This window comes from Curtobacterium sp. MCPF17_001 (genome assembly GCF_003234615.1).
In the GTDB taxonomy this organism is placed as follows: domain Bacteria; phylum Actinomycetota; class Actinomycetes; order Actinomycetales; family Microbacteriaceae; genus Curtobacterium.
Genome location: NZ_QKSL01000023.1, coordinates 1 through 20,807, shown reverse-complemented (window position 1 = coordinate 20,807; position 20,807 = coordinate 1). Strand labels below are relative to the sequence as shown.

24 protein-coding genes, 2 tRNA genes and 1 riboswitch are annotated in these 20,807 nt (G+C 71.1%); of the genes, 14 read left to right on the top strand and 12 right to left on the bottom strand.

Annotated features, from left to right (window positions below; all coding sequences use genetic code 11):
• Positions 1-174 precede the first annotated feature (174 nt).
• From DEJ24_RS15635 to DEJ24_RS15610, 5 genes are all read left to right on the top strand, one after another.
• On the top strand, positions 175-504 hold the full coding sequence (locus tag DEJ24_RS15635; protein ID WP_110905060.1) for a hypothetical protein: 330 nt from the start codon (positions 175-177) through the stop codon (positions 502-504).
• A 63-nt stretch (positions 505-567) separates the two neighbouring features.
• Positions 568-678: riboswitch (TPP riboswitch) on the top strand.
• A complete protein-coding gene (locus tag DEJ24_RS15630) occupies positions 673-1,320 on the top strand; it encodes an ECF transporter S component (RefSeq protein ID WP_111079426.1) in 648 nt (215 codons plus the stop codon). It overlaps the preceding riboswitch by 6 nt.
• Positions 1,317-3,176 carry an ABC transporter ATP-binding protein gene (locus tag DEJ24_RS17295; protein WP_258374854.1) on the top strand — a complete coding sequence of 620 codons (1,860 nt, stop codon included), beginning with the start codon at positions 1,317-1,319 and terminating at the stop codon, positions 3,174-3,176. Before DEJ24_RS15630 ends, DEJ24_RS17295 begins: the two co-directional genes overlap by 4 nt.
• The gene (locus tag DEJ24_RS15615; protein ID WP_258374853.1) at positions 3,173-3,979 is read left to right on the top strand and encodes an energy-coupling factor transporter transmembrane protein EcfT; all 807 of its coding nucleotides are present in this window, start codon (positions 3,173-3,175) and stop codon (positions 3,977-3,979) included. The genes DEJ24_RS17295 and DEJ24_RS15615 overlap by 4 nt, the downstream gene beginning before the upstream one ends.
• Complete coding sequence (locus DEJ24_RS15610) at positions 3,972-4,580, top strand: ATP-binding protein (RefSeq protein ID WP_258374852.1); 609 nt, start codon at positions 3,972-3,974, stop codon at positions 4,578-4,580. Before DEJ24_RS15615 ends, DEJ24_RS15610 begins: the two co-directional genes overlap by 8 nt.
• 9 nt (positions 4,581-4,589) lie before the next feature.
• Here the strand turns inward: DEJ24_RS15610 and DEJ24_RS15605 are convergent, their stop codons facing one another.
• The 5 genes from DEJ24_RS15605 to DEJ24_RS15585 form a co-directional block, all read right to left on the bottom strand.
• A complete protein-coding gene (locus DEJ24_RS15605) occupies positions 4,590-4,934 on the bottom strand; it encodes a metallopeptidase family protein (RefSeq protein WP_110905059.1) in 345 nt (114 codons plus the stop codon).
• A 108-nt stretch (positions 4,935-5,042) separates the two neighbouring features.
• A tRNA-His gene (locus DEJ24_RS15600) sits at positions 5,043-5,118 on the bottom strand.
• A 73-nt stretch (positions 5,119-5,191) separates the two neighbouring features.
• The gene (gene orn, locus DEJ24_RS15595; RefSeq protein WP_111079404.1) at positions 5,192-5,884 is read right to left on the bottom strand and encodes an oligoribonuclease; all 693 of its coding nucleotides are present in this window, start codon (positions 5,882-5,884) and stop codon (positions 5,192-5,194) included.
• Positions 5,885-6,793: 909 nt separating this feature from the next.
• On the bottom strand, positions 6,794-8,035 hold the full coding sequence (locus DEJ24_RS15590) for an MFS transporter (protein ID WP_111079403.1): 1,242 nt from the start codon (positions 8,033-8,035) through the stop codon (positions 6,794-6,796).
• Positions 8,032-8,466, bottom strand: a complete 435-nt coding sequence (locus DEJ24_RS15585) for a MarR family winged helix-turn-helix transcriptional regulator (protein WP_111079402.1) — start codon at positions 8,464-8,466, stop codon at positions 8,032-8,034. The genes DEJ24_RS15590 and DEJ24_RS15585 overlap by 4 nt, the downstream gene beginning before the upstream one ends.
• A 129-nt stretch (positions 8,467-8,595) precedes the next feature.
• Here DEJ24_RS15585 and DEJ24_RS15580 point away from each other — a divergent pair, with 129 nt between their 5' ends.
• Both DEJ24_RS15580 and DEJ24_RS15575 read left to right on the top strand, forming a co-directional pair.
• Positions 8,596-8,886, top strand: a complete 291-nt coding sequence (locus tag DEJ24_RS15580) for a hypothetical protein (protein WP_110905054.1) — start codon at positions 8,596-8,598, stop codon at positions 8,884-8,886.
• Between the two features lie 95 nt (positions 8,887-8,981).
• Positions 8,982-9,245 carry a thioredoxin family protein gene (locus DEJ24_RS15575; RefSeq protein WP_111079418.1) on the top strand — a complete coding sequence of 88 codons (264 nt, stop codon included), beginning with the start codon at positions 8,982-8,984 and terminating at the stop codon, positions 9,243-9,245.
• On the opposite strand, the gene DEJ24_RS15570 is transcribed toward DEJ24_RS15575, so the two are convergent.
• From DEJ24_RS15570 to DEJ24_RS15560, 3 genes are read right to left on the bottom strand one after another with little or no spacing between them, the layout of a single operon-like run.
• The gene (locus tag DEJ24_RS15570; RefSeq protein ID WP_146245998.1) at positions 9,186-10,616 is read right to left on the bottom strand and encodes a DUF6716 putative glycosyltransferase; all 1,431 of its coding nucleotides are present in this window, start codon (positions 10,614-10,616) and stop codon (positions 9,186-9,188) included. The genes DEJ24_RS15575 and DEJ24_RS15570 overlap by 60 nt on opposite strands.
• A complete protein-coding gene (locus DEJ24_RS15565) occupies positions 10,613-11,491 on the bottom strand; it encodes an N-acetylneuraminate synthase family protein (RefSeq protein ID WP_111079400.1) in 879 nt (292 codons plus the stop codon). The genes DEJ24_RS15570 and DEJ24_RS15565 overlap by 4 nt, the downstream gene beginning before the upstream one ends.
• Positions 11,488-12,447, bottom strand: coding sequence for a cytidylyltransferase domain-containing protein (locus tag DEJ24_RS15560; RefSeq protein ID WP_111079399.1), 960 nt, complete (start codon positions 12,445-12,447; stop codon positions 11,488-11,490). Before DEJ24_RS15560 ends, DEJ24_RS15565 begins: the two co-directional genes overlap by 4 nt.
• A 684-nt stretch (positions 12,448-13,131) precedes the next feature.
• On the opposite strand from DEJ24_RS15560, the gene DEJ24_RS15555 reads away from it, so the two are divergent.
• Both DEJ24_RS15555 and DEJ24_RS15550 read left to right on the top strand, forming a co-directional pair.
• On the top strand, positions 13,132-13,692 hold the full coding sequence (locus tag DEJ24_RS15555) for an AAA family ATPase (RefSeq protein WP_111079398.1): 561 nt from the start codon (positions 13,132-13,134) through the stop codon (positions 13,690-13,692).
• Positions 13,693-13,706: 14 nt separating this feature from the next.
• Positions 13,707-13,779, top strand: a tRNA-Arg gene (locus tag DEJ24_RS15550).
• A 59-nt stretch (positions 13,780-13,838) separates the two neighbouring features.
• On the opposite strand, the gene DEJ24_RS15545 is transcribed toward DEJ24_RS15550, so the two are convergent.
• Positions 13,839-15,134, bottom strand: a complete 1,296-nt coding sequence (locus tag DEJ24_RS15545; protein WP_111079397.1) for a hypothetical protein — start codon at positions 15,132-15,134, stop codon at positions 13,839-13,841.
• Positions 15,135-15,226: 92 nt separating this feature from the next.
• On the bottom strand, positions 15,227-15,493 hold the full coding sequence (locus tag DEJ24_RS15540) for a hypothetical protein (protein WP_111079396.1): 267 nt from the start codon (positions 15,491-15,493) through the stop codon (positions 15,227-15,229).
• A 160-nt stretch (positions 15,494-15,653) separates the two neighbouring features.
• On the opposite strand from DEJ24_RS15540, the gene msrA reads away from it, so the two are divergent.
• The 5 genes from msrA (at position 15,654) to DEJ24_RS15515 (ending at position 19,366) form a co-directional block, all read left to right on the top strand.
• A complete protein-coding gene (msrA, locus tag DEJ24_RS15535; RefSeq protein ID WP_111079395.1) occupies positions 15,654-16,181 on the top strand; it encodes a peptide-methionine (S)-S-oxide reductase MsrA in 528 nt (175 codons plus the stop codon).
• 38 nt (positions 16,182-16,219) lie between these two features.
• A complete protein-coding gene (locus DEJ24_RS15530) occupies positions 16,220-16,447 on the top strand; it encodes a methyltransferase (RefSeq protein WP_111079394.1) in 228 nt (75 codons plus the stop codon).
• Between the two features lie 113 nt (positions 16,448-16,560).
• Positions 16,561-17,139, top strand: coding sequence for a single-stranded DNA-binding protein (locus DEJ24_RS15525; protein ID WP_111079393.1), 579 nt, complete (start codon positions 16,561-16,563; stop codon positions 17,137-17,139).
• 53 nt (positions 17,140-17,192) lie between these two features.
• Positions 17,193-18,878, top strand: a complete 1,686-nt coding sequence (ettA, locus tag DEJ24_RS15520; protein WP_110905044.1) for an energy-dependent translational throttle protein EttA — start codon at positions 17,193-17,195, stop codon at positions 18,876-18,878.
• Positions 18,879-18,883: 5 nt separating this feature from the next.
• Positions 18,884-19,366: a thioesterase family protein gene (locus DEJ24_RS15515; protein ID WP_110905043.1), complete on the top strand. Its 483-nt coding sequence runs from the start codon at positions 18,884-18,886 to the stop codon at positions 19,364-19,366.
• Between the two features lie 176 nt (positions 19,367-19,542).
• Here DEJ24_RS15515 and DEJ24_RS15510 read toward each other — a convergent pair whose 3' ends face one another.
• Both DEJ24_RS15510 and DEJ24_RS15505 read right to left on the bottom strand, forming a co-directional pair.
• A complete protein-coding gene (locus tag DEJ24_RS15510; protein WP_111079392.1) occupies positions 19,543-20,418 on the bottom strand; it encodes an acyl-CoA thioesterase II in 876 nt (291 codons plus the stop codon).
• 68 nt (positions 20,419-20,486) lie between these two features.
• Positions 20,487-20,807: hypothetical protein (locus tag DEJ24_RS15505; protein ID WP_220036728.1), on the bottom strand; the 321-nt coding region annotated here is incomplete at its 5' end.

The following is a 20,807-nucleotide window of genomic DNA, read 5'->3' as shown; positions in this document are numbered from 1 at the left end:
CGGGCCCCTGTGATGTCCGGGCCCGAGACGCGCACTGTGGAGCGTTGCGGCCCTCCACAGGCGTTGGTCGGACAAGCCTGCTCATTCCTGCACAGGACGGACGTCGAGTCGAACTCCTCCACACTTCGTCACGGCCCGTCCGCCAGCCAGTGCGCGCGGAGTAGCGTCGCCGCCATGACCAACATCGTCACGCAGATCGCAGACAAGGTGCGGCCCGTCGGCGTCGCCTCCAACTACGGCGACCCGGTGGACGTCGGGGACAGCACCCTGATCCCCGTCTCCGTCAACTGGTACGGCTTCGGCGGCGGCTCGGACGCCGACGAAGACGGCGCCGGTGGTGGCGGCGGCGGTGCCGTTTCGCTCCCCGTCGGCGCCTACGTCCGTCGTCCCGGACAGGACCTCGCCTTCGAGCCGAACGTCATCTCGCTCCTCACGATCAGCATCCCGGTGATCTGGGTCGCCGGCAAGGTGCTCGTCAAGCTCATCCGCGCGCTCAAGAAGTGACCACCTGACGGACAGGAGGCTCGGGTCACGGACCACGGGCCTCCTGTCCGATGGGTACACTGCTGGGACACACACGGGAGTCCGCCAGAGCGGGCTGAGAGGGAGCGAACCGCGCTCCGACCGTCGAACCTGATCCGGATCATGCCGGCGCAGGGAGGAGTCATCGCGATGTCCACTGGTGCACCTACCGAAACGTCCATCGAACGTCCCGTCTCGAAGCGCTCGCTCCGCTGGCGTGTCGTCGACATCGTCGTCGCCGCGGTCCTCGCGGTCGCGGTCGGCGTCGTCTTCAAGCTCTGGGACTTCGCCTACGAGCCGATCGGCGCGGGCCTCGGCCTGGTCCTCCCGGGTTCGCAGGCACTGGTCGGCGGCGTCTGGCTGCTCGCCGGACCGCTCGTCGCCATCGTCGTCCGCAAGCCGGGTGCAGCGCTCTTCGGCGAGATCGTCGCCGCATCCGTCGAGGCCATGCTCGGCACGCAGTGGGGCTGGGGGACACTGCTCTCCGGGCTGGTGCAGGGCATCGGCGCCGAGATCGTCCTCGCGCTGTTCCTCTACCGGGTGTGGAAGCTGCCCGTGGTCATGCTCGCCGGAGCTGCGACCGGTCTCGCGCTCGGCTTGAACGACGCGTTCCGGTACTACGCGGGAGCGACCGCCTCGTTCCAGGTGACGTACGTGATCTGCGCGATCGTCTCCGGCGTGGTGATCTCGGGCATCGGGTCGTGGCTGCTCGTCCGCGCACTCGCCCGGACCGGGGTGCTCTCCTCCTTCGCGGCCGGACGGGAGCACGGGCGCCGGCCACGATCCTCCGCGGCGTGACGACCGACGCGGGATCCGGCGCGTCGTCGGCGGCCCGTCCGGCGCACGTCGTGTTCCAGGGCTGGGGATGGCGGTACCCCGAGCGGCAGACCTGGGCCGTCCGGAACGTCGGGCTCGAAATCCTCCCGGGCGAGCGCGTCGCCGTCGTCGGTCCGTCCGGCGCCGGCAAGTCGACACTGCTCCGCGCTGCGGCCGGTGTCCTCGCCGACGACCCCGACGACGGCGACCACACCGCGGCCTCGGTCGAGGGTGTCGTCCTGATCGACGGTGCCGACCCGCGGACCGTCCGAGGACGCGTCGGCCTCGTCATGCAGGACCCCGAAGCGCACACGGTGATGTCGCGGGTCGGCGACGACGTCGCGTTCGGCTGCGAGAACCTCGGCGTCCCACGCCACGAGATCTGGCCGCGGGTACAGCACGCGCTCGACGTCGTCGGGCTCGACCTCCCGCTCGACCGGTCCACCACGCAGCTCTCCGGCGGCCAACGGCAGCGGCTCGCGCTCGCTGGAGTGCTCGCGATGCGTCCGGGCGCCCTCGTGCTCGACGAACCCAGCGCGAACCTCGACCCCGCGGGCGTCGGCCAGGTGCACGACGCTGTCCGGGCGCTCCTCGACGACACCGGAGCGACGATGCTCGTGGTCGAGCACCGCATCGGCACGTGGCTCGACCTGGTCGACCGACTCGTGTTGCTCGAGCCGGGGGGCGGAGTCGTCGCCGACGGGCCCCCCGACGTCGTGCTCGCTGCCCACGGCGACGCGCTCGAGCGCGGCGGAGTGTGGATCCCGGGGAGCGAGCCCGAGGTCGGTTCGGCTCGGAGTGCACCCCGTGGCAGTGGCACCTCCGGTGGGGCGTCGCGCGGAGTCGCCCTCCGCCGCGCTGCGCGAGCGGGCGGAATGCCAGGGTCGGGCGACGCGGACACCGGGGGATCTCGCCCGCTCGGCGCCGGGGGCGAGTCGGGAGCCCCGCGTCCCGCGCGAGCGGGCGGTATGCCAGGGGACGCCCCCTCCGAGACCGTGGTGTTCCGCCCGCTCGGCGCGGGAGCGGTCGGACAGGAGGCCCACCCCACCACGGACGGGACCGCTCTGCTCCGCGCGCGCGGCCTGGCGACCAGTCGGAGCGCGCGCCGGAGCAGCAGACGACGCAGGCGTGGCGTCGACCAGGCGCTCCACGTCGGTCACGACATCGACCTCGAGGTCCGGAGCGGACGGGTGCTCGCCGTCACCGGGCCGAACGGCGTCGGCAAGAGCACCCTCGGGCTCACTCTCGCGGGGCTCCTCCGCCCCGCTGCCGGAACGCTGGAGGCCACCCCGGTCCTGGTCGGAACAGCGAGCCCGGCTCCGACCGGAACTGCCCCGACCGGGACGGCTCCGCACTCCTGGTCCAGCCGTGAGCTCGCCGCTCGCATCGGCACCGTCTTCCAGGATCCGGAACACCAGTTCATCGCCCGCTCCGTCCGCGAGGAACTCGTCGCCGGCCCGGCCGCGCTCGGGATGCCCGCTGCCGAGATCGACGAGCGGGTCACCGAACTGCTCGACAGGTTCCGGCTCGACCACCTGGGCGACGCGAACCCCTTCACGCTCTCCGGCGGGGAGCAACGGCGGCTCGCGATCGCAGCGGTGATCGCGACACGCCCGCCGGTCCTCGTGCTCGACGAACCGACCTCCGGTCAGGACCGAGCCACCTGGAGTGCCGTGGTCGAGCAGCTCGGAGCCCTCGCCGACGCCGGGACCGCCGTCGTCGTGGTGACACACGACCGGGATCTCGTCCGAGCGCTCGACGCCGACGAGGTGGTCCTCCACGCGGACGGCCTGATCCCGGCAGCGCCCGTCGTCACTTCCACGAGGGAGCCGCGGTGACCGCCCCGTCGACCGCACTGAGCGGTCCGACCGGTGCCGAGCCTCCCGTCCGTCCCGGGCGTGGCGTTGCCTCGGTGCAACCGGTGGCATCGCTGCTCGGGGTGATCGCCCTGGGTGTCGTGCTGGTCCTCAGCCTCGACCTGGTGTCCGCGACGGTCGCGCTGCTGCTCGAACTCGCGCTCCTGCCGTTGCTCCGCATCCCCGTCCGGACCCTCCTCCTGCGGACGTCCCCGGTCCTGGTCGCTGTCCCGTTGACCGGCGTGAGCATCGCCTTGTACGGGCAGCCGTCCGGGCGTGTCTGGTTCGATTTCGCCTTCGCGCACGTCACCGACGGGTCGTTGCAGCTGGCGCTCGCGACGATGTTGCGTGTCCTCGCCGTCGGCGTGCCGGGCATCGTCCTGTTCATCCGGACGGACGTCACGGACCTGGCGGACGGGCTCGCGCAGATCCTCCACCTCCCGGCTCGGTTCGTCCTCGGTGCCCTGGCCGCTGTCCGCATGATGACCCTGCTCGGCGACGACTGGCGGCAGCTCGCGATGGCACGGCGCGCCCGGGGTGTCGCGGACAGCGGCCGCATGCGTCGCGGCTTGTCGATGGCATTCGGGTTGCTCGTGGTCGCGTTGCGTCGAGCGACCACGCTCGCGGTGGCCATGGAGTCCCGCGGGTTCGGTGCGCCCGGCAGACGCACCTGGGCGCGTCCAGTCCGGTTCGCCGGACCCGAGTGGGCGATGGTGGCGGTCCTGGTCGGCATCGGCGCGGCCGCGGTCGTCGCCGCCCTCCTCGCGGGCACCTGGCGTGCCTGACGTCGACGCACCGGCTGCGTCCGGACCGGACGACGACGGGCTGGAGGCCCGGATCGCCTCGACGGGGGCGCTCGCCTCCCGCGCGCGGTCGGCCTTCCGGACTGCACGGAACGCCCCCTCCCGGACGGCACGGAACGACCGTCTCGTCGTCCTCGTCGACGGACGCTCGGGGACCGGCAAGACGACGCTCGGGAACGCTCTCGCGGCGGAACTCGACGCGACCATCGTCCATCTGGATGATGTCTACCCGGGGTGGGACGGCCTCCAGGCTGCTGCCGACAGCGTCGTTCGGGAAGTGCTCGGGCTCCCCTCCGGGTACCGGCGGTGGGACTGGGTGACCTCTGCGCCGGCGGACTGGGTTCCAGTGGACCCCGCCGCGCCGATCGTCATCGAAGGGTGCGGGGCGTTGTCCCGCGCGTCGGCACCGCTGGCGACCTTCCGGGTGTGGTTGACCGCGGAGGAGGGCGAGCGTCGTCGCCGCGCACTCGACCGGGATGGGGAGACGTTCGCGCGGCAGTGGGAGCGGTGGGCCCGACAGGAGGAGGCGTTCATCTCTGCGGAGACGCCGCAGACCCTCGCCGACGAGGTGCTCCGGTCGTAGGGGACGGCGCTACGCCCAGCCGAGTTCGTGCAGTCGTTCGTCGTCGATGCCGTAGAAGTGTCCGATCTCGTGCACGAGCGTGGTGTGCACCTCGTCCTTGAGGTCCTCCAGGGTGTCGCACTCGAGCAGGTGTTGCTTGCGGAACACGACGATCCGGTCCGGGAGCTCCCCGAAGCCGTACTGGCCGCGCTCGGTCTGGGCGACACCGTCGTAGACGCCGAACAGGTCGGAGCCGTCTTCGGGCTCGTCCTCGACCACGAAGACGACGTTGTCGAGCCCGTCGACCATGTCATCGGGCAGGAGGTCGAGCTCGTCGGTCACGAGCTGTTCGAAGGCCTCGGTCGACATCTCCATCACGGGAGGATCGTGGCACAGCCGCCCGGACGTGTCCTGGTGGCGCGGACCGGCACGACCCTCCGCACGACGAAGGCCCCCGTCCTGCGGACGGGGGCCTTCGTGCAATGGGGTGAGTAACGGGGCTTGAACCCGCGACCTCCTGGACCACAACCAGGCGCTCTACCAGCTGAGCTATACCCACCATGAGTCAGTCCGGCGAGCCGGAGCAACCACTCGATTGTAGTACATCCGGACGCCTGCCCGGACCACCGTCGCTACTCGGCGGCCTGCGGGGTCGGCTCCGGCTGCGGTTCGGCGCTGGACTGCGGTTCGGCGCTGGACTGCGGGGCCAGGCGCGACTCCCACTTCGCCACGACCTCGGCCGCGACGGCCTTCACGTCGTCGCTCGCCGGGCCTGGCTCCGGTGTGAAGCCGGCGCGGCGGTAGTACTCGAGTTCACGGATCGACTCGAGGATGTCGGCGAGGGCGCGGTGTCCGCCGTGCTTCTCGGGCGAGTTGAAGTACACGCGCGGGAACCAGCGACGGCAGAGTTCCTTGATGCTCGAGACGTCGACGCTCCGGTAGTGCAGGTGGTTGTCGATCCGCGGCATGTACTTCGCCAGGAACGCGCGGTCCGTGCCGATCGTGTTGCCGGCCAGGGGAGCTGAGCCCTCGGCCGGGACGTGGGCGAGGATGTACTCGAGGACCTGGTACTCGGCGTCCGCGAGGGACACACCGTTCGGGATCTCGTCGATGAGGCCCGAGGTCGTGTGCATCTTCGTGACGAAGTCGTTCATGTTGTCGAGCGCCGACTGGTCCGGCTTGATGACGATGTCGAACCCGGGGTGCACGGGGTTGAGGTCGAAGTCCGTGATGACCACAGCGACCTCCACGAGCTCGTCGACCTCGACGTCGAGGCCCGTCATCTCACAGTCGATCCAGACGAGGCGGTCATTCGCGGCAGACATACCGCGATCCTACTTCCGCGCGCCGACGCCCCGTGGCCCCCTGTGGATCGGAGGTCCGGCAGCCGGCGACGAGTGGACGAACGCACGCACGCGCGGGCCGTCGGGCGGGGGAGCGAGCCCGGGGCGAGCGGGGAGCCGCGAGCCGGGAGGCCGATGAGGGAGCGGGCGAGCGCGAGGGGCGGGCGGGAAGCCGCGAGCCGGGAGGCCGATGCGGGAGCGGGCGAGCGCGAGCGGGCGGAATGCCAGCGTGGTGTCGCCGGAACGACTGGTGTTCTGCCCGCTCGCGGCCGTGGTGTCGCCACGGGACGCCCGCAACCGACTCGTGGGACCGCTGCCGGGCCTCCCGTCCGGGTCGGCGCGGCTGAGCGGGCGGATTCCCCGTCATCTTCTGCTGGAGCCCGTGGTGTTCCGCCCGCTCGCCGGCCAGCAGCTCCCTTGCGCTCGCCACGCGGCGTGCCGCAGGAGGTGCCTCTTACTCGTCACCTGACCGCGAACGGGCGGAATCCCACCGGACCCACGCGCGGCACCCTGGTGTTCCGCCCGCTCGCGGGTGGACGAGCGAGCCTCGCCGGACGGGAGGCCCCGCTCCAGTCCGCAGGTCGCGTCGCGCGCCTCCTGTCCATGGCACGACCGCGAGCGGGCGGGATCCCACGGAGCGGACGCGCCACGGCCTGGCATTCCGCCCGCTCACGCGCCGCGAGCGGAGCGCGCCCGCGCGCCCGCGCGCCCGGGGCGGCAGCCGAGAGCGGAGTCCGCCAGCGCGCCCTGACCGGCGATCGCGACCGGCAGCCGCGCGAGCGCTGGCCACGCGACCGGCAGCCCCGAGAGCAACCCGCCCCGCGTGCAGCCCGCCACCGACACCGATGGCCGGGCCCGCACCGCGGACCCGGCCATCGCCGGCAGCAGGGACTACGCCATCTCGCCGGCCGAGATCGCCTCGGCTTCGACGCGCTCGGGCTCCTCGCCGTCGTCCACGCGCCGCAGCACCTTCGTGGTGAGCACGACGACCAGGAACGCGACTGCGACGGACACCCCGGCGAAGACGTAGGCGGCACTCGGCGAGTACGCGTCGGCGAGCAGCGTCGCGACGGGCGGGGCGATGGCGCCACCGATGAAGCGGACCGCCGAGTACGCGCTCGATGCGACGGAGCGGGGCAGGTCGGTCGCCTCCATGACGCACTCGGTGAGCACGGTGTTGAGGACACCGAGCACGAGACCGCCGATGACGACGCAGACGATCAGCCCGGCCGGCGACTGGACGACGACGGCTGCGGCGAACAGGTCGAGTGCGAGCAGCGGCAGCGCGAGCTTGAGGACGCTGGTGCGCCGCATCCGTGCCGTGAGCATCGGGGCGACCCACACCGAGGTGATGGCGAGTCCGACGCCCCAGCCGAAGAACGTGAACCCGATGCCGAGCGCCCCGAAGCCGAGCGGGAACGGCGTGTAGGCGAGGAGCACGAAGAAGCCGATGTTGTAGAAGAGGGCGGTCGCGGCGAGGGCGGCCAGAGCCGGTCGGCCGAGGGCACGGAACGGCGCGGAGAGCTTCGTCGGGGTGGGCTTCTCGAGCGAGCCGGACTTCAGCAACGCCAGGATCGCGATGAACGCGACGGCCATCAGCGTGGTGACGCCGAAAAACGGTCCGCGCCAGCTGACGGATCCGAGCAGGCCGCCGACGAGGGGTCCGACCGCGATGCCGAGGCCGAGCGCGGCCTCGTACAGGATGATCGCCGAGGCGGTCCCGCCCGACGCTGCGCCGACGATCGTGGCCAGCGCGGTCGAGATGAAGAGCGCGTTGCCGAGGCCCCATCCGGCGCGGAAGCCGATGATCGTCCAGACGTCGTTCGACACGGCGGCGAGGACCGAGAACAGCACGATGAGGGCGAGGCCGATCATCAGGGTCTTCTTCGCGCCGATGCGGCTGGACACCCAGCTGGTGAAGAACATCGCGATGCCGGTGACGGCGAGGTAGCTGGTGAAGAGCAGCTCGGTCTGCGCGGGCGTGGCGCGGAGCGACTCGGCGATGGCGGGGAGGATCGGGTCGACGAGGCCGATGCCCATGAAGGCGACGACGCAGGCGAACGCGATGGCCCACACCGCAGAGGACTGCTTCAGGATCGAACCGGACTTGCCGGCGGGTGCGTGCGCGTTCACGCGGTGGTCTCCGTTCTGGTCCTCGCTGCGATGAGGGCCGATGCTTCGTGCAGGATGTCCCAGTCGTCGTCGGTGAGGTCCTCGAAGAGGGGGCCGACAGTGCTGGTGAGTGCGGCTCGCCACGCGACGAGTCGCTCGCGGCCGGCGTCGGTGATCTCGATGAGCTGGCCGCGCGAGTCGTCGGGGTCGACGGCCCGCGAGACGAGTCCGTCGGCGGTCATGCCGGCGACCAGGCGGGTCATGGTCGGCTGGGACACCCGCGACGCCTTGGCGAGTTCGCCGAGTCGCAGGGACTCCTCGGTCTCGAGGATCCCGAGGGTCCGCCAGACCGCGGTGGACGTGGTGTGTCCGGTGGCCTGGAGGGCGGACCGGATGAGCCGGTTGACGGAGACGAGGAGGGTCTCGATGGTCTGTTCCCGCGTTCGTTCCATAGCGGAACTATATAGTGCTGCTATGGATTCGGCAAGGAGGCCCGACGAGCCTCCGCCGAGCTGCTCCTGGCCGCCGGGCGCTCACGATGCGCTGGACGGCGGTGCCCCCTGTCCTGGTAGAAGGGACCCATGACCGACATCACCATCCACGAGGGCGACGAGTTCACCGCCATCTTCCACGAGGGCCCCTTCGACGGGACCACGGACACCCGCACCGCCACGAGCGACGCGCTGGACGACGAGGTGACGGTGTTCGCGGACGTCGAGGGCCTCCAGACCGCCTTCACCTACAAGGCCACCGGCTCCCGTCAGGTCCTCGACCAGATCTCGGTCGACTACACCTTCGCGCCGGACGAGTCCGACCCGGTCGACGACCTGCAGGACCGCGGCGACCGCTCCGGCGAGTTCGACCGCGAGTAGCAGCCGTGGATGGTGCCCCCGGTCGTCCTGGACGGCCGGGGGCACTGTCGTCCCGATCGGGAGTGCCCGGGGTGCGGCTGACGTTGCACCACACCATGCAGGTCGATCTCTGGACGTCCGCGTTCTGCGCGCCGTGTGCCGCTGCCCGGCGCGTCGTCGGTGACGCCGCGCGACTCGTGCCGGGCCTCGTCGTCACCGAACGGGACGTCGCGAGCGACCCCGAGCGCGTCGAGGAGCTCGGGATCCGATCGACCCCGACCGTCCTGGTCAGGAGGGACGACGGGTCCGAGGTCTTCCGCTCATCGGGCGTCCCGACCCGCGACCAGTTCCTCGTCGCGGTCGCGAAGGCGCTCGACTGACACCGTCGTGACGAGGTCTGGGGCCGTCGTCGTCGCCGGACGCAGCGCCGATCGCAGCGTCCGCCACGACCGCTTCACCGCCCGGATCGGTGTCCCGATCAACGCCGCCGCCCGGCCACTCACCGACCGGTCGTGGTCGCCGAGTGCGTTCCGCCGCTCCCATGCCCGCCGCAACGCGCCGCCGCGATTCCGCCGAGCTGCGGGTCGGTCGACGAGCAGTCCGGCGTCGCGGAGGCGCATCGACTCCTCGGCGCGGTCCGCCCAGTCGTCGTCCGATGCCGCGTGGAAGTAGTTGTCCGTCATCCAGTCCGGGCGGACCGTCCCGAACCGGCCGTGCACCAGATCGTCGGCCGTACCCTCGAGCCCGCTGCCGACGAAGACCTCGTTGATGAGGGAGCGGGACGTGCCGAAGTCCGTCAGCGTCAGCGCCGGCACTCCTCGGGCAGCGGCTTCGAGGACCGCGGTCGAGCTGATGGTCACGAGCGCCACCGCCCGGTCGAGGTGCGCGGACATCGGACCGGCCTCGACCACCAGGTTCGACGGGGCGTCGGCGGGGACCAGGTCGGCGTAGGGGAAGGTCTCGCGGTGCGTCTGCTGCTCACCGGCCGCCGCGCGGGTCTTCACCACGACACGCCACTCCGGGTGTGCCCGAGCCGTGTCGACGAGCCAGCCGATGACGCGGCGACGGTCCTCCTCCGCGACGGGCACGCTCGGCTGCGCGGCGAACACCACGGAGTCGCGGACCACCCCGGCGCGCGTCGGACCGGCAGCCCGGGCGAACGGCAGCGTCGCGAGGGCGAACGACGGCTCCACCCCGCCGGCGGCCGCCAGGGCCCGGTACTCCCGGACCTCGCGGTGACTGTGCAGCACGAACAGGTCGGCGCGCGCCCGGAGGAACACGCCCTTCCACTTCGCCGGGAACGAGATGCCCGGCAGGCCGCTGAGCAGTACCGGCCGCGGTGGGACCGACCCTCGGGGGATCGACCGCAGCACCTGGTCGATGACGACTTCGGCCACCGGACCGATGCACGACACCAGGACCGCGTCCGGTGGGGCGGCCCGGAGGCGCGCCACCACCTCGTCCACGCCCACCGGCCCGGGAGGAGCCAGGTCGATCGGGCCGAGACGAGCATCGACGCCCCGGAACGCCGCCCGCAGTTGCGCCGGACTCGCCGACCGGGGCGTCGCCACCGTCAGCAGCTCCAGCGACCAGTGCGCCGGCGCCGCCGAGAGGAGGTGTGCGCCCCACTTCGCGAACGAGTCCGTGTCGACCAGGCCGACCACCCGTCGGCGCGGAGGCGGTGTGGTGGAGTGGTGGCGAGCCTCCCGGCCGTCACCGGTCCCGTCGGCGTCGTGCGCCGGAGCGCTCACGCACCCACCCGACGGAGCTTGGCGAGGGGGGCCTGCTCGCCGGGGAAGATCCGCTTGACGCCGTCGCCCATCGCGGTCTCGATGATGCGGATGTCGCGGACCAGCGTGCGGAGGCCGTGCGGCTCGAGCGACGCCGCGTGGTCCGACCCCCACATCGTGCGGTCGAGCGTGACGTGGCGTTCGACGGCCGTCGCACCGAGCGCGACGGCCGCGAGGGAGATCTGGAGGCCCGGCTCGTGTCCCGAGTAGCCGACCGGCACGCCCGCGTAGGCGTACCGGGTGGCGAGGGTCTCGATCATGCGGAGGTTCGCCTCCTCGGCAGGGAGCGGGTACGTCGACGTCGCGTGCATGAGCACCAGGCGCTCGGTGCCGAGCGTCGAGACGGCGCGGTCGATCTGCTCCAACGTCGACATGCCGGTCGAGAGGATCACCGGCTTGCCGGTCGCGGCGACGGCAGCGAGCATCCCGAGGTCCGTCACCGACGCCGAAGCGATCTTGTACGCGACGACGTTGAGGTCCTCGAGGAACGCCACCGAGGGCTCGTCCCACGGCGACGCGAACCAGTCGAGGCCGCGGAGTGTCGCGTGGTCGCCGATCTCGATGTACTGGTCACGGTCGAACTCCACGCGGTAGCGGTAGTCCAGGTAGGTCATGTCGCCCCACGGGGTGCTGCGCGGCATCGACTTCATGTGCTCCGGCGTCGAGATCTCCGGCGTCCGCTTCTGGAACTTCACGGCCTGCATGCCGGCGTCGGCGGCGACGTCGATGAGCTGCTTGGCGATCTCGACGTCGCCGTTGTGGTTCAGGCCGATCTCGCCGATGAGGTACGCGGGGTGGCCCGCGCCGATGGTGGAGAGGCCGATGCGGACGCTCATGGTGCTCCGTTCTCCGCGGCGGAGGTCCGCGCGGGGTGGGGGTCGGTGGGTGCGGGTGCGTGTGCGGGTGCGTCGGTTCTGTCGCGCGAGCGGGCGGGAACGTCGGGTGCGGCTGTGTCGGGGCGTGGCATCTCGCCCGCTCGCGCAGTCGCGGGCGTGATCTCGATCTCGAGCTCGAGCTCGAGCTCGATCTCGGTCTCGACCTCGACCTCGACCTCGGCACCGGCCGCGGCCGCGGCCCCGGCATCGGAGTCAGCCGCGACTGCGACCTCGAGGAGGGGAGCCAAGGCGGACGCGAGGGCCAGGTCATGCGGCTCGTCGATGTCGATCGCGGTCGAGGCCGGGACGACCACCAACTCGACGCGCCCGACGAAGCGGTGGCGGGCCTCCCGGAAGGCGACTACCCGTACGGCGTAGAACGCGCCGGTCTCGCGGTACTCCGGCGCGCGGTCCTGCCGGCGCGGGCGGGTGGCGGCGTCGTGGTTGACGGCGAGGGCCGAGCCGTCCTCGGTGACGCGCCAGAGGAACGCGTGCGAGGGGGCGGCTGCGAGGACCGAATCGGCGGCGCCGTCGAGGACGCGAGCGACGGCCCGGTCGAGATCGGCGGGGTCGATGAAGGGCGACGTGGCCTGGAGGAAGAGGAGGACCTCCGGCGCGTCGTGCCCGGTCGCGACCGTGTCGAGGGCGTGCAGGAGCGCGGACTCCGACGAGGCCTGGTCTCCCGAGAGATCCGCCGGCCGCCGCACCACCCGCGCTCCGGCTGCGACTGCCTCGGCGGCGATCGCATCACCGTCGGTGCTCACGACGACCTCGTCCACCGAGGCGGCGGCGAGTGCCGCCCGGACGGCGCGGGCGACGAGGGTGCGGCCGGCGACCTGGCGGAGGTTCTTGCCCGGGATGCCCTTCGAGCCCGCTCTCGCCGGGATCACCGCGAGGACGCGGGGCGTGGAGCTCATGAGGGGAAACGTAGGGAGCAGCGGTGACGCCGAGCGGAACGGCAGGGAGACGGCCGGCGAACCGTTCCGGAAGGGGGCGCGCCGGTTGGCGGGGCGGCGCTGCGAGCGGCGTTGGTGCGCGGGCGGGCGTCCCGGGTGGGGCGGGCGCGCGTCCCGGGTGCGGCGGGCGGGCGTCCCTGGCGCGGCGGGCGTCCTTGGGGCGCGAGCGGGTGGAGTACCCGGGTCGGCCTGGGTGCGTCCCTGGTCTTCCGCCCGCTCGCCTCAGCGAGGGCGAGGGCGAGAGCGCGGGCGTGGGCACTGGGCGGGACGGTCCCGGGAGGCGCGGGGTGCGTGAGCGGGCGGAGTACCTGGGTCCGCCTGGGATCGTCCGGGGTCTTCCGCCCGCTCGCCTCATGTGAGGGCGACGGGCGAGAGCGCGGGGCGGGGCGAGTGGGACGGTGCCGGGAGGCGCATGGCGCGTGAGCGGGCGGAGTACCCGGGTCCGCCTGGGTGCGTCACGGGTCTTCCGCCCGCTCGCCTCGGCGAGGGCGAGGGCGAGGGCGAGGGCGCTGGGCGCTGGGCGGGACGGTGCCGGGAGGCGCGTGGTGCGTGAGCGGGCGAAGTACCCGGGTCCGCCCGGATGCGTCCCTGGTGTTCCGCCCGCTCGCGCCGCGGGGTGGGCGGAGCTTGTCCTATGGTCGAGAGATGTTCGACGCCGAAGACGTCCTCGATCCTCCGCCACGACGGGTCCTCGTGGCGGGGACGGCCGGCGTCGGCAAGACCACGACTGCGCGCCGGGTCGCCCGGGCGATCGGCGCACCGCACACGGAGCTCGACGGGATGTACCACGGGCCCGGATGGACGGTGCTGCCGGACTTCGAAGCCCGGGTGGACGAGATGACCGAGACCCCGACCTGGGTCTGCGAGTGGCAGTACCGAGGCGTGCGGCATCTGCTGGTCGAGCGTGCGGACACCCTGGTCTGGCTCGACCTGCCGAGGTCGGTGGCGTTCGTGCGCCTCCTCCGACGGACAGTCCGGCGACGCCTGCACCGCACGGAGTTGTGGAACGGGAACGTCGAACCGCCGCTGTGGACGTTCTTCACCCGGAAGGAGCACATCCTCCGCTGGGGCATCGCGAAGCGGAACGAGATGCGGGAGCGGGTGCCGTCGCTGGTTGATGACGCTCCGCATCTGCGCATCGTGCGCCTGCGCTCACAGCGGGAGGTCGAGCGGTTCGTCGGGCAGCTCAGCACGCGCAGCGAATAAGATCGTCGACGTCCGCCCCCGTAGCTCAGTGGATAGAGCAGGTGGTTTCTACCCACCGTGCCGCGGGTTCGATTCCTGCCGGGGGCACCGACGACGAAGGCCGCCATCCTCGCGGATGGCGGCCTTCGTCGTCAGGCGGTGTCAGTTCACTCGTCGTCGTCCACAGCGCGTCGACGCAGTTCGCTCGCGCTGACGGGATTCGAGTACGGGGACTCCGACGTCTCGTTCGCGTCAGCTGGCTCGGCGGGGGAATCGGCGATCCGCGTCGGGATCGATGTCGTGCTGGCGGTACCGGCAGCGCCCACAGGCATGTCCGTCCTGTCGCTCCGGTCACCGCGGCCGTCGTCACGCTCGTTGTCGTCGTGTGAGGAGCCGCGCGCGGTCCACGACGCCGGGAGGTCGTTGCGACCGTTCCGTTCGTCGCGCACCACCGGTGCACGGTCCGCGGAACCGGGGCGGAGAGAACTCACGGGGACGTCGTCCACGGCGTCCTCGTTGTCCGCGTCGGTCTGGTCGGCGTCGGCGGTGTCGCGCTCTCGGGAGGCTGACCAGCCGCGGTTCGGCGACCCGAAGGCAGGGGAGCCGAGGGTCGGACGGATCGGCGTGGTCTCCCCGTCGGAGTAGGGGCGGGTCGCGTTGTCCGAGATCGGGACCGTCGCGTCGGAGCCGTACGAGCTGTCAGCGGGGCGTCCGGCCGACGTCGGGTTCGAGTTCGGGTACGCCTGCGCGGGGGCAGCGGGCGATGCGCCGAGAGCAGTGGTCGACGAACCGGTACCGGCGGCCGAACCAGCGCGAGGGCCGGCGTCCGCGGCCGACGTGACCGGCGGCTGGGCGGGGCGGAGCGAAGTGGTGGTCGGAGTGGGAGCCGGCTCCGGCGTGCGAGCCGAGTCGACCTTGTCGGCGTTCCAGTCCTGCTGGCGCTTGATCAGGTCTGCGTCGGGGTCCGGGGAATCGAACTTCCAGCGCTCGAGGTCACTCTTGAAGAGCTTGCGCGCGCGACCGGGCCGGGCCTGCCACTCGAGGATGCGGTCACGGAACTCGGTCAGCGACTGTTCCGCCTGAAAGCTGAAGGTCGAGGAGTTCTTCTTGATGTCCGCGATCTCGTGCTGCGCCCAGTTCGCGGCAGTCGGTGCGCCGGTGACGGGGAGCAGACGGAGTCGGATGTCGGCGTCCTCGGCGAGATGATCCGCGTAGGCGCGCTCATCGTGCCCGAGCGAGCCCCAGTTGGCGGCCTTCCGCGCTGCCGAGATGAGTCCGGCGACGGCAGCGTTCTTCGCTTCACGCTCCTGCAGCGAGACGACGCGCTTCGTCGCTCCGCGGCCGATCAGTGCTGCGACGATGCCCGCGACGACGATCGCGATGAAGGGGATGATCGCCCCCGACAACACGCGCCAGCCGTCGTCCGACGAGGTCCAGTCGTTCAGGTCGTTCCACCACTGCATGCGCGCACCCTACGTCGGGATCGGTCGGGGTCTGGGGATGACAGGCGGAGGAACCGCACATCCATCGCATCTGATTCCGATGTGGAACATCATCACCAGCGCAGGGTGTCGACGGCGTCGTCCGCGTCCCAGACGTTGGGGAGTTCGACGAACCGGCGTTCGGCGGCGATGTAGCGACGGGCCCGGTACGCGGTGCCGCCAGCGACGTCGACCCGGTCCACGTACCCGACGATCTCGCCGTTCGCCCGCGTGACACGGCTCAGGTCGTCGCGCACGTCCAGGATCCGGAGATCGCCGCGGGAGCGCGCGACCGGTCGAGGCGAGTGGATGCTGAGCCGGGCGTCCGTCGTCGTCTGCATGTGGGCCTCCTGGTCGGCGGGTGTGACTCGAATGTACGTTCAGCCACCGACACCAAGGTCGGGCCGCAGCCCGACCTGGGGAACACGCACGGGCCTCCCGGCGTTGTGGAGGAAGGTTCTCTCAACGGCTCTCCCGAGCCACGGAAGGCAGGTCCTGACCATGACCACGTTCGTGCTCGCAGGTGGATGTTTCTGGTGCCTCGACGCGGTGTACCGCACGCTGCAGGGCGTGCAGGACGTCGTGTCCGGCTACATCGGCGGGAGTGACCCGCGCCCGACGTACGAGCAGGTGTGCACCGGCACGACCGGCCATGCCGAGGCCGTCGCCGTCACCTTCGACGAGACCGTGCTGCCGGCGCAGGTCGTCCTCGACGTGTTCTTCACCCTCCACGACCCTCGCCAGCTGAACCGTCAGGGCGCCGACGTCGGTACCCAGTACCGGTCGGCCATGTTCCCCGCGGACGACGAGCAGCGTGCGCTGTTCGAGCAGGCGATCGGGCGGGCCTCGGACATCTGGGACGGCGGGATCGTCACCACCATCGAGCCGCTCGGCGAGTTCCACCGCGCGGAGGAGTACCACCAGGATTTCTTCGCGAAGAACCCGGGGCAGGGCTACTGCCTCGCCGTCGCACTGCCCAAGGTCAACAAGGTCCGCAAGGCATACAGTCAGTACATCCTGGCGTCCTGAACGACGGGGCGTCGGGGCCACGAGGAGGTGGTCGCACGATGACGAACGACACACTGCAGAACGCGGACGCGACGACGGGGACCTGGGTCGCCGTCGGACCGGCAGGAGCGGTGGGCACCATCCACCGCGATGCCGGCGGGTTCCGCGTGGAGCTGTACGGGCGACGTGGCCCGGGCGGGACGTACCCGTCGCTCCAGTCCGCCAAGGGCGCGGTGCACAAGGCGATGGGTCCGCTCGCGGACCGGCCCGAGTTCCGCGCGCACTGATCGGGACGGGAGGCTCCGATCACGTTCCTGCACAGGGAGCGTGATCGGCGCCTCCTCTCCACATCCTCGGCGCCACGAGCCGGCGGGGGCTCGCTCTGCCCGACGATCGAGCCATGAACGACACGATCACGGTCTGCGGCATCGTCGCCACCGAACCCCGCCACCTCGTCACCGAGACGGGCATCGCCATCACGAGCCTCCGGCTTGCCTCACCGTCCCGCCGCTGGGACCGCCAAACCTCGACCTGGGGCAACGGTCCGACCAACTGGTACACCGTCACCGCCTTCCGTTCCCTCGCCGCCAACGTCAACCGGTCGCTCAGCAAGGGCGACCGGGTGGTCGTCACCGGACGCGTGCGCATCCGCAACTGGGAGCGCGACGGCCGTGGCGGGACGAGCGTGGAGATCGACGCCGAGGGGATCGGCCACGACCTCGCCTGGGGGATCAGCAACTGGATGCGACTGCCGCGCCACGTCACCGAGGCGACCGCCGCCCCCGGTTCCTCGCCACGCGTCGACCACGACACGGGCGAGGTCCACGAGGACATCCCGGACGCAGCGCACCCACCCGTCGAGGCGGTGCCGGACGACACCCACCCCGACGAGCGCCAGGGCACCGAGGACTCCCTCGCCGCGATGCTGACCCCCGCGGACGAGCAGCCGGACCACCCGGTCGGGCTCGATGCGGCCTGATCTCGGCACCCGAGCCCACGAGCGACCGGTGTCATCACTACACTTGGAGCGATATGGCTGAGTACATCTACCAGATGGTCCGCGCCCGCAAGGCGGTCGGTGACAAGCTGATCCTCGACGACGTCACGATGTCGTTCCTGCCCGGCGCCAAGATCGGCGTCGTCGGGCCGAACGGTGCGGGCAAGTCGACGATCCTGAAGATCATGGCGGGGCTCGACCAGCCCTCGAACGGCGAGGCGAAGCTGACCCCGGGCTTCACCGTCGGCATCCTCATGCAGGAGCCGGAGCTCGACGAGACCAAGACGGTCCTCGAGAACGTCCAGGAAGGCGTCGGCGAGATCCACGGGAAGCTCGCGCGCTTCAACGAGATCTCCGCGCTGATGGCCGAGCCGGATGCCGACTTCGACGCGCTCCTGGCCGAGATGGGCACCCTGCAGGAAGAGATCGACGCGGCTGACGCGTGGGACCTCGACTCGCAGCTCGAGCAGGCCATGGCCGCCCTCCAGTGCCCGCCCGGGGACGAGCTCGTCACGCACCTCTCCGGTGGTGAGAAGCGTCGCGTGGCGCTGTGCAAGCTCCTGCTCCAGAAGCCGGACCTGCTGCTCCTCGACGAGCCCACCAACCACCTGGATGCCGAGAGCGTGCAGTGGCTCGAGCAGCACCTGCAGCAGTACCACGGTGCCGTCCTGGCCGTGACCCACGACCGGTACTTCCTCGACCACGTCGCCCAGTGGATCGCCGAGGTCGACCGCGGTCGCCTCTACCCGTACGAGGGCAACTACTCGACCTACCTCGAGAAGAAGCGCGCCCGCCTCGAGGTCCAGGGCAAGAAGGACGCCAAGCTCGCCAAGCGCCTGACGTCCGAGCTCGACTGGGTCCGCAGCAACACGAAGGGGCGCCAGGCCAAGTCCAAGGCGCGTCTGGCGCGTTACGAGGAGATGGTCACGGAGGCCGAGCGCACGCGCAAGCTCGACTTCGAGGAGATCGTCATCCCCGTCGGACCGCGTCTGGGTTCTCAGGTCATCGACGCCGAGAAGCTGCACAAGCAGTTCGGCGAGCGCGTCATCATCGGCGACCTGTCGTTCACGCTGCCCCGCAACGGCATCGTCGGCGTCATCGGCCCGAACGGCGTCGGCAAGACGACGCTCTTCAAGACGATCGTCGGCCTCGAGCCGCTCGACGGCGGCACGCTGAAGATCGGCGACACCGTCGACATCTCGTACGTCGACCAGAGCCGTGGCGGCATCGACCCGAACAAGAACCTGTGGGAGGTCGTGTCCGACGGACTCGACTACATCCAGGTCGGCAAGACCGAGATCCCTTCTCGTGCCTACGTGTCGCAGTTCGGCTTCAAGGGCCCGGACCAGCAGAAGCGTGCCGGCATCCTCTCCGGTGGTGAGCGGAACCGCCTCAACCTGGCGCTGACGCTGAAGCAGGGCGGCAACCTGCTGCTCCTCGACGAGCCGACGAACGACCTGGACGTCGAAACGCTGGGCAGCCTCGAGAACGCGCTGCTCGAGTACCCCGGTTGCGCCGTGGTCATCACCCACGACCGGTGGTTCCTCGACCGCATCGCCACGCACATCCTCGCCTGGGAAGGCCTCAACGAGGACGGCACGCCGATCTGGTACTGGTTCGAGGGCAACTTCGAGGCGTACGAAGAGAACAAGATCGAGCGCCTCGGAGCCGACGCTGCGAAGCCCGGCCGCGCGACGTACCGCAAGCTGACCCGGGACTAGTCCCGGTGGCACGCCTGCACGCTCCGATCCGCATCCGGTGGAGTGACATCGACGCCTACGGGCACGTGAACAACTCCGCGATGCTCCGGCTGCTCGAAGAAGCACGCGTGTTGGCGTTCTGGGCGCCGGACCCCGACGAGATCGATGAGTCGGGGTCCGCGCCCGAGCCGGTGATCGACGGCCGCCCGGGTTCGGGGACGATGACGGTGATCGCGGCGCAGCGCCTCGAGTACCTCGCATCGACGCCGTACTTCCGTCGGCCGCTCGACATCCAGCTCTGGATCGGGCGGATGGGTGGGGCCAGCCTCGACATCTCGTACGAGGTGTGGTCGCCGATCGGGCACGATCCCGCCGAGCTCTACACGCGGGCCACGACCACGCTGGTGCTCGTCGACGCGGAAACGAACCGCCCACGACGCCTCACCGACGTCGAGCGGGCCGCTTGCCAGCAGTACGTCGAACCGCCGGTGACGTTCTCGCGACCCTGACGATCGCTCGGTCCGTATGGCCGGCGGGAGGCCCTTCGGGTTCTCGGCCCGTCGGACACGTCAGCTCGGCTCCACGTCGGCCGGCCGGACACGTCAGGCACCGCGCAGTTCGGCAGCGCGGCGATGCACCACTGCCGCACCGCCGCACTGCCGCACTGCCGCACCGCGCCACTGCGTCAGCTCGACACTCCGTCAGGCGTCGGGACGCGCATCATGCCCTCCTGGGCGACGGTGGCCAGCAGGCGGCCGTCGCGGGAGAACATCCGGCCCAGCGCGAGGCCCCGGCCACCCTGGGCGCTCGGCGACTCCTGCGCGTACAGCACCCACTCGTCGGCGCGACCGTCACGGTGCCACCACATGGCGTGGTCGAGGCTCGCGAGCTTCACGCCCGGTGTGCCCCAGGCCATGCCGTGCCGACGCATGATCGGTTCGAGGAGGGACAGGTCGCTCGCGTAGGCGAGGACGGCACGGTGCAGGGCGGGGTCGTCCGGCATGTCACGCTCGACCCGGAACCAGACCGCCTGGTGTGCGACCTGCGCGCCCTGGACGTCCACGTAGACCGGACCGTCGACGTGTCGCATGTCGATCGATCGTTCCGCCCATGCCTGTGCGGTCGGGTGGTCGATGCCCGCCAGTACCGACGCTGCGGACGGCAGGGACTCCGGCGTGGGGACGTCGAGGGGCATCGGGTCCTGGTGCTCGGCCCCGGCATCCGGTGTCTGGAACGACGCGATCATCGAGAAGATCGGCGTGCCGTTCTGGTACGCCTGGACCCGGCGGGTGGCGAAGGACCGGCCGTCGTGGATCCGCTCCACGCCGAACGTGATCGGGACGTCGATCGCTCCCGGCCGGAGGAAGTAGCCGTGGACGGAGTGGATGTCGCGGCCCTCGATGGTGGCCTGGGCGGCGACGATGCACTGCGCCAGGACCTGCCCTCCGAAGACCCGGCCGCCCGGCGACCAGTGACTCGCTCCGGTGAGGATCGTCTCCCTGGTGCTCGCTCCGGTGTCCTCGAGACGCAGTGTGGAGAGGAAGTCGGGTTCGCGGTTCACGCCATCAGTCTACGAAGACCGCATGCACGTGCCAGAGGTGCTGTCCAGGGATCCTGAGTGCGGTGTCGTCAATCGCTTCCGGTGGCAGTCGCGCCGAGCAGGTCGAGGACGCGCGGGGAAGTCCTGAGCACGCTCCAGAGGGCGACGGCGACGAGCGTCCCGCTGGCGCTGGCCAGCCAGGGAGTGACGAGGTGTGACCAGGCTGTCGGCGAGATGATCCAGACGAGCTGATTGGCGATCACCGATCCCGCGAGCGAGAGCAGCAGACCGAGACCTGGGCGGAGGCTCTGGGAAGCGAGCAGGCCGGCGACGACGAGGACGGACGTCAGGGCGTTCAACAGATGTGGCATGGGCGTGTGGGGGATCAACTGGCAGGGGCAGGGGCAGGG

Excerpts from the sequence above, each read along its gene's own strand:
- DEJ24_RS15580 (WP_110905054.1), top strand. The coding sequence starts at position 8,596 with ATGACCGACATCACCATCCACGAGGGCGACGAGTTCACCGCCATCTTC.
- orn (WP_111079404.1), bottom strand. The coding sequence starts at position 5,884 with ATGTCTGCCGCGAATGACCGCCTCGTCTGGATCGACTGTGAGATGACG.
- ettA (WP_110905044.1), top strand. The coding sequence starts at position 17,193 with ATGGCTGAGTACATCTACCAGATGGTCCGCGCCCGCAAGGCGGTCGGT.
- DEJ24_RS15585 (WP_111079402.1), bottom strand. The coding sequence starts at position 8,466 with ATGGAACGAACGCGGGAACAGACCATCGAGACCCTCCTCGTCTCCGTC.
- DEJ24_RS15630 (WP_111079426.1), top strand. The coding sequence starts at position 673 with ATGTCCACTGGTGCACCTACCGAAACGTCCATCGAACGTCCCGTCTCG.
- DEJ24_RS15575 (WP_111079418.1), top strand. The coding sequence starts at position 8,982 with ATGCAGGTCGATCTCTGGACGTCCGCGTTCTGCGCGCCGTGTGCCGCT.
- DEJ24_RS15545 (WP_111079397.1), bottom strand. The coding sequence starts at position 15,134 with ATGCAGTGGTGGAACGACCTGAACGACTGGACCTCGTCGGACGACGGC.
- DEJ24_RS15555 (WP_111079398.1), top strand. The coding sequence starts at position 13,132 with ATGTTCGACGCCGAAGACGTCCTCGATCCTCCGCCACGACGGGTCCTC.
- DEJ24_RS15635 (WP_110905060.1), top strand. The coding sequence starts at position 175 with ATGACCAACATCGTCACGCAGATCGCAGACAAGGTGCGGCCCGTCGGC.
- DEJ24_RS15530 (WP_111079394.1), top strand. The coding sequence starts at position 16,220 with ATGACGAACGACACACTGCAGAACGCGGACGCGACGACGGGGACCTGG.
- msrA (WP_111079395.1), top strand. The coding sequence starts at position 15,654 with ATGACCACGTTCGTGCTCGCAGGTGGATGTTTCTGGTGCCTCGACGCG.
- DEJ24_RS15560 (WP_111079399.1), bottom strand. The coding sequence starts at position 12,447 with ATGAGCTCCACGCCCCGCGTCCTCGCGGTGATCCCGGCGAGAGCGGGC.
- DEJ24_RS15540 (WP_111079396.1), bottom strand. The coding sequence starts at position 15,493 with ATGCAGACGACGACGGACGCCCGGCTCAGCATCCACTCGCCTCGACCG.
- DEJ24_RS15605 (WP_110905059.1), bottom strand. The coding sequence starts at position 4,934 with ATGGAGATGTCGACCGAGGCCTTCGAACAGCTCGTGACCGACGAGCTC.
- DEJ24_RS15565 (WP_111079400.1), bottom strand. The coding sequence starts at position 11,491 with ATGAGCGTCCGCATCGGCCTCTCCACCATCGGCGCGGGCCACCCCGCG.
- DEJ24_RS15525 (WP_111079393.1), top strand. The coding sequence starts at position 16,561 with ATGAACGACACGATCACGGTCTGCGGCATCGTCGCCACCGAACCCCGC.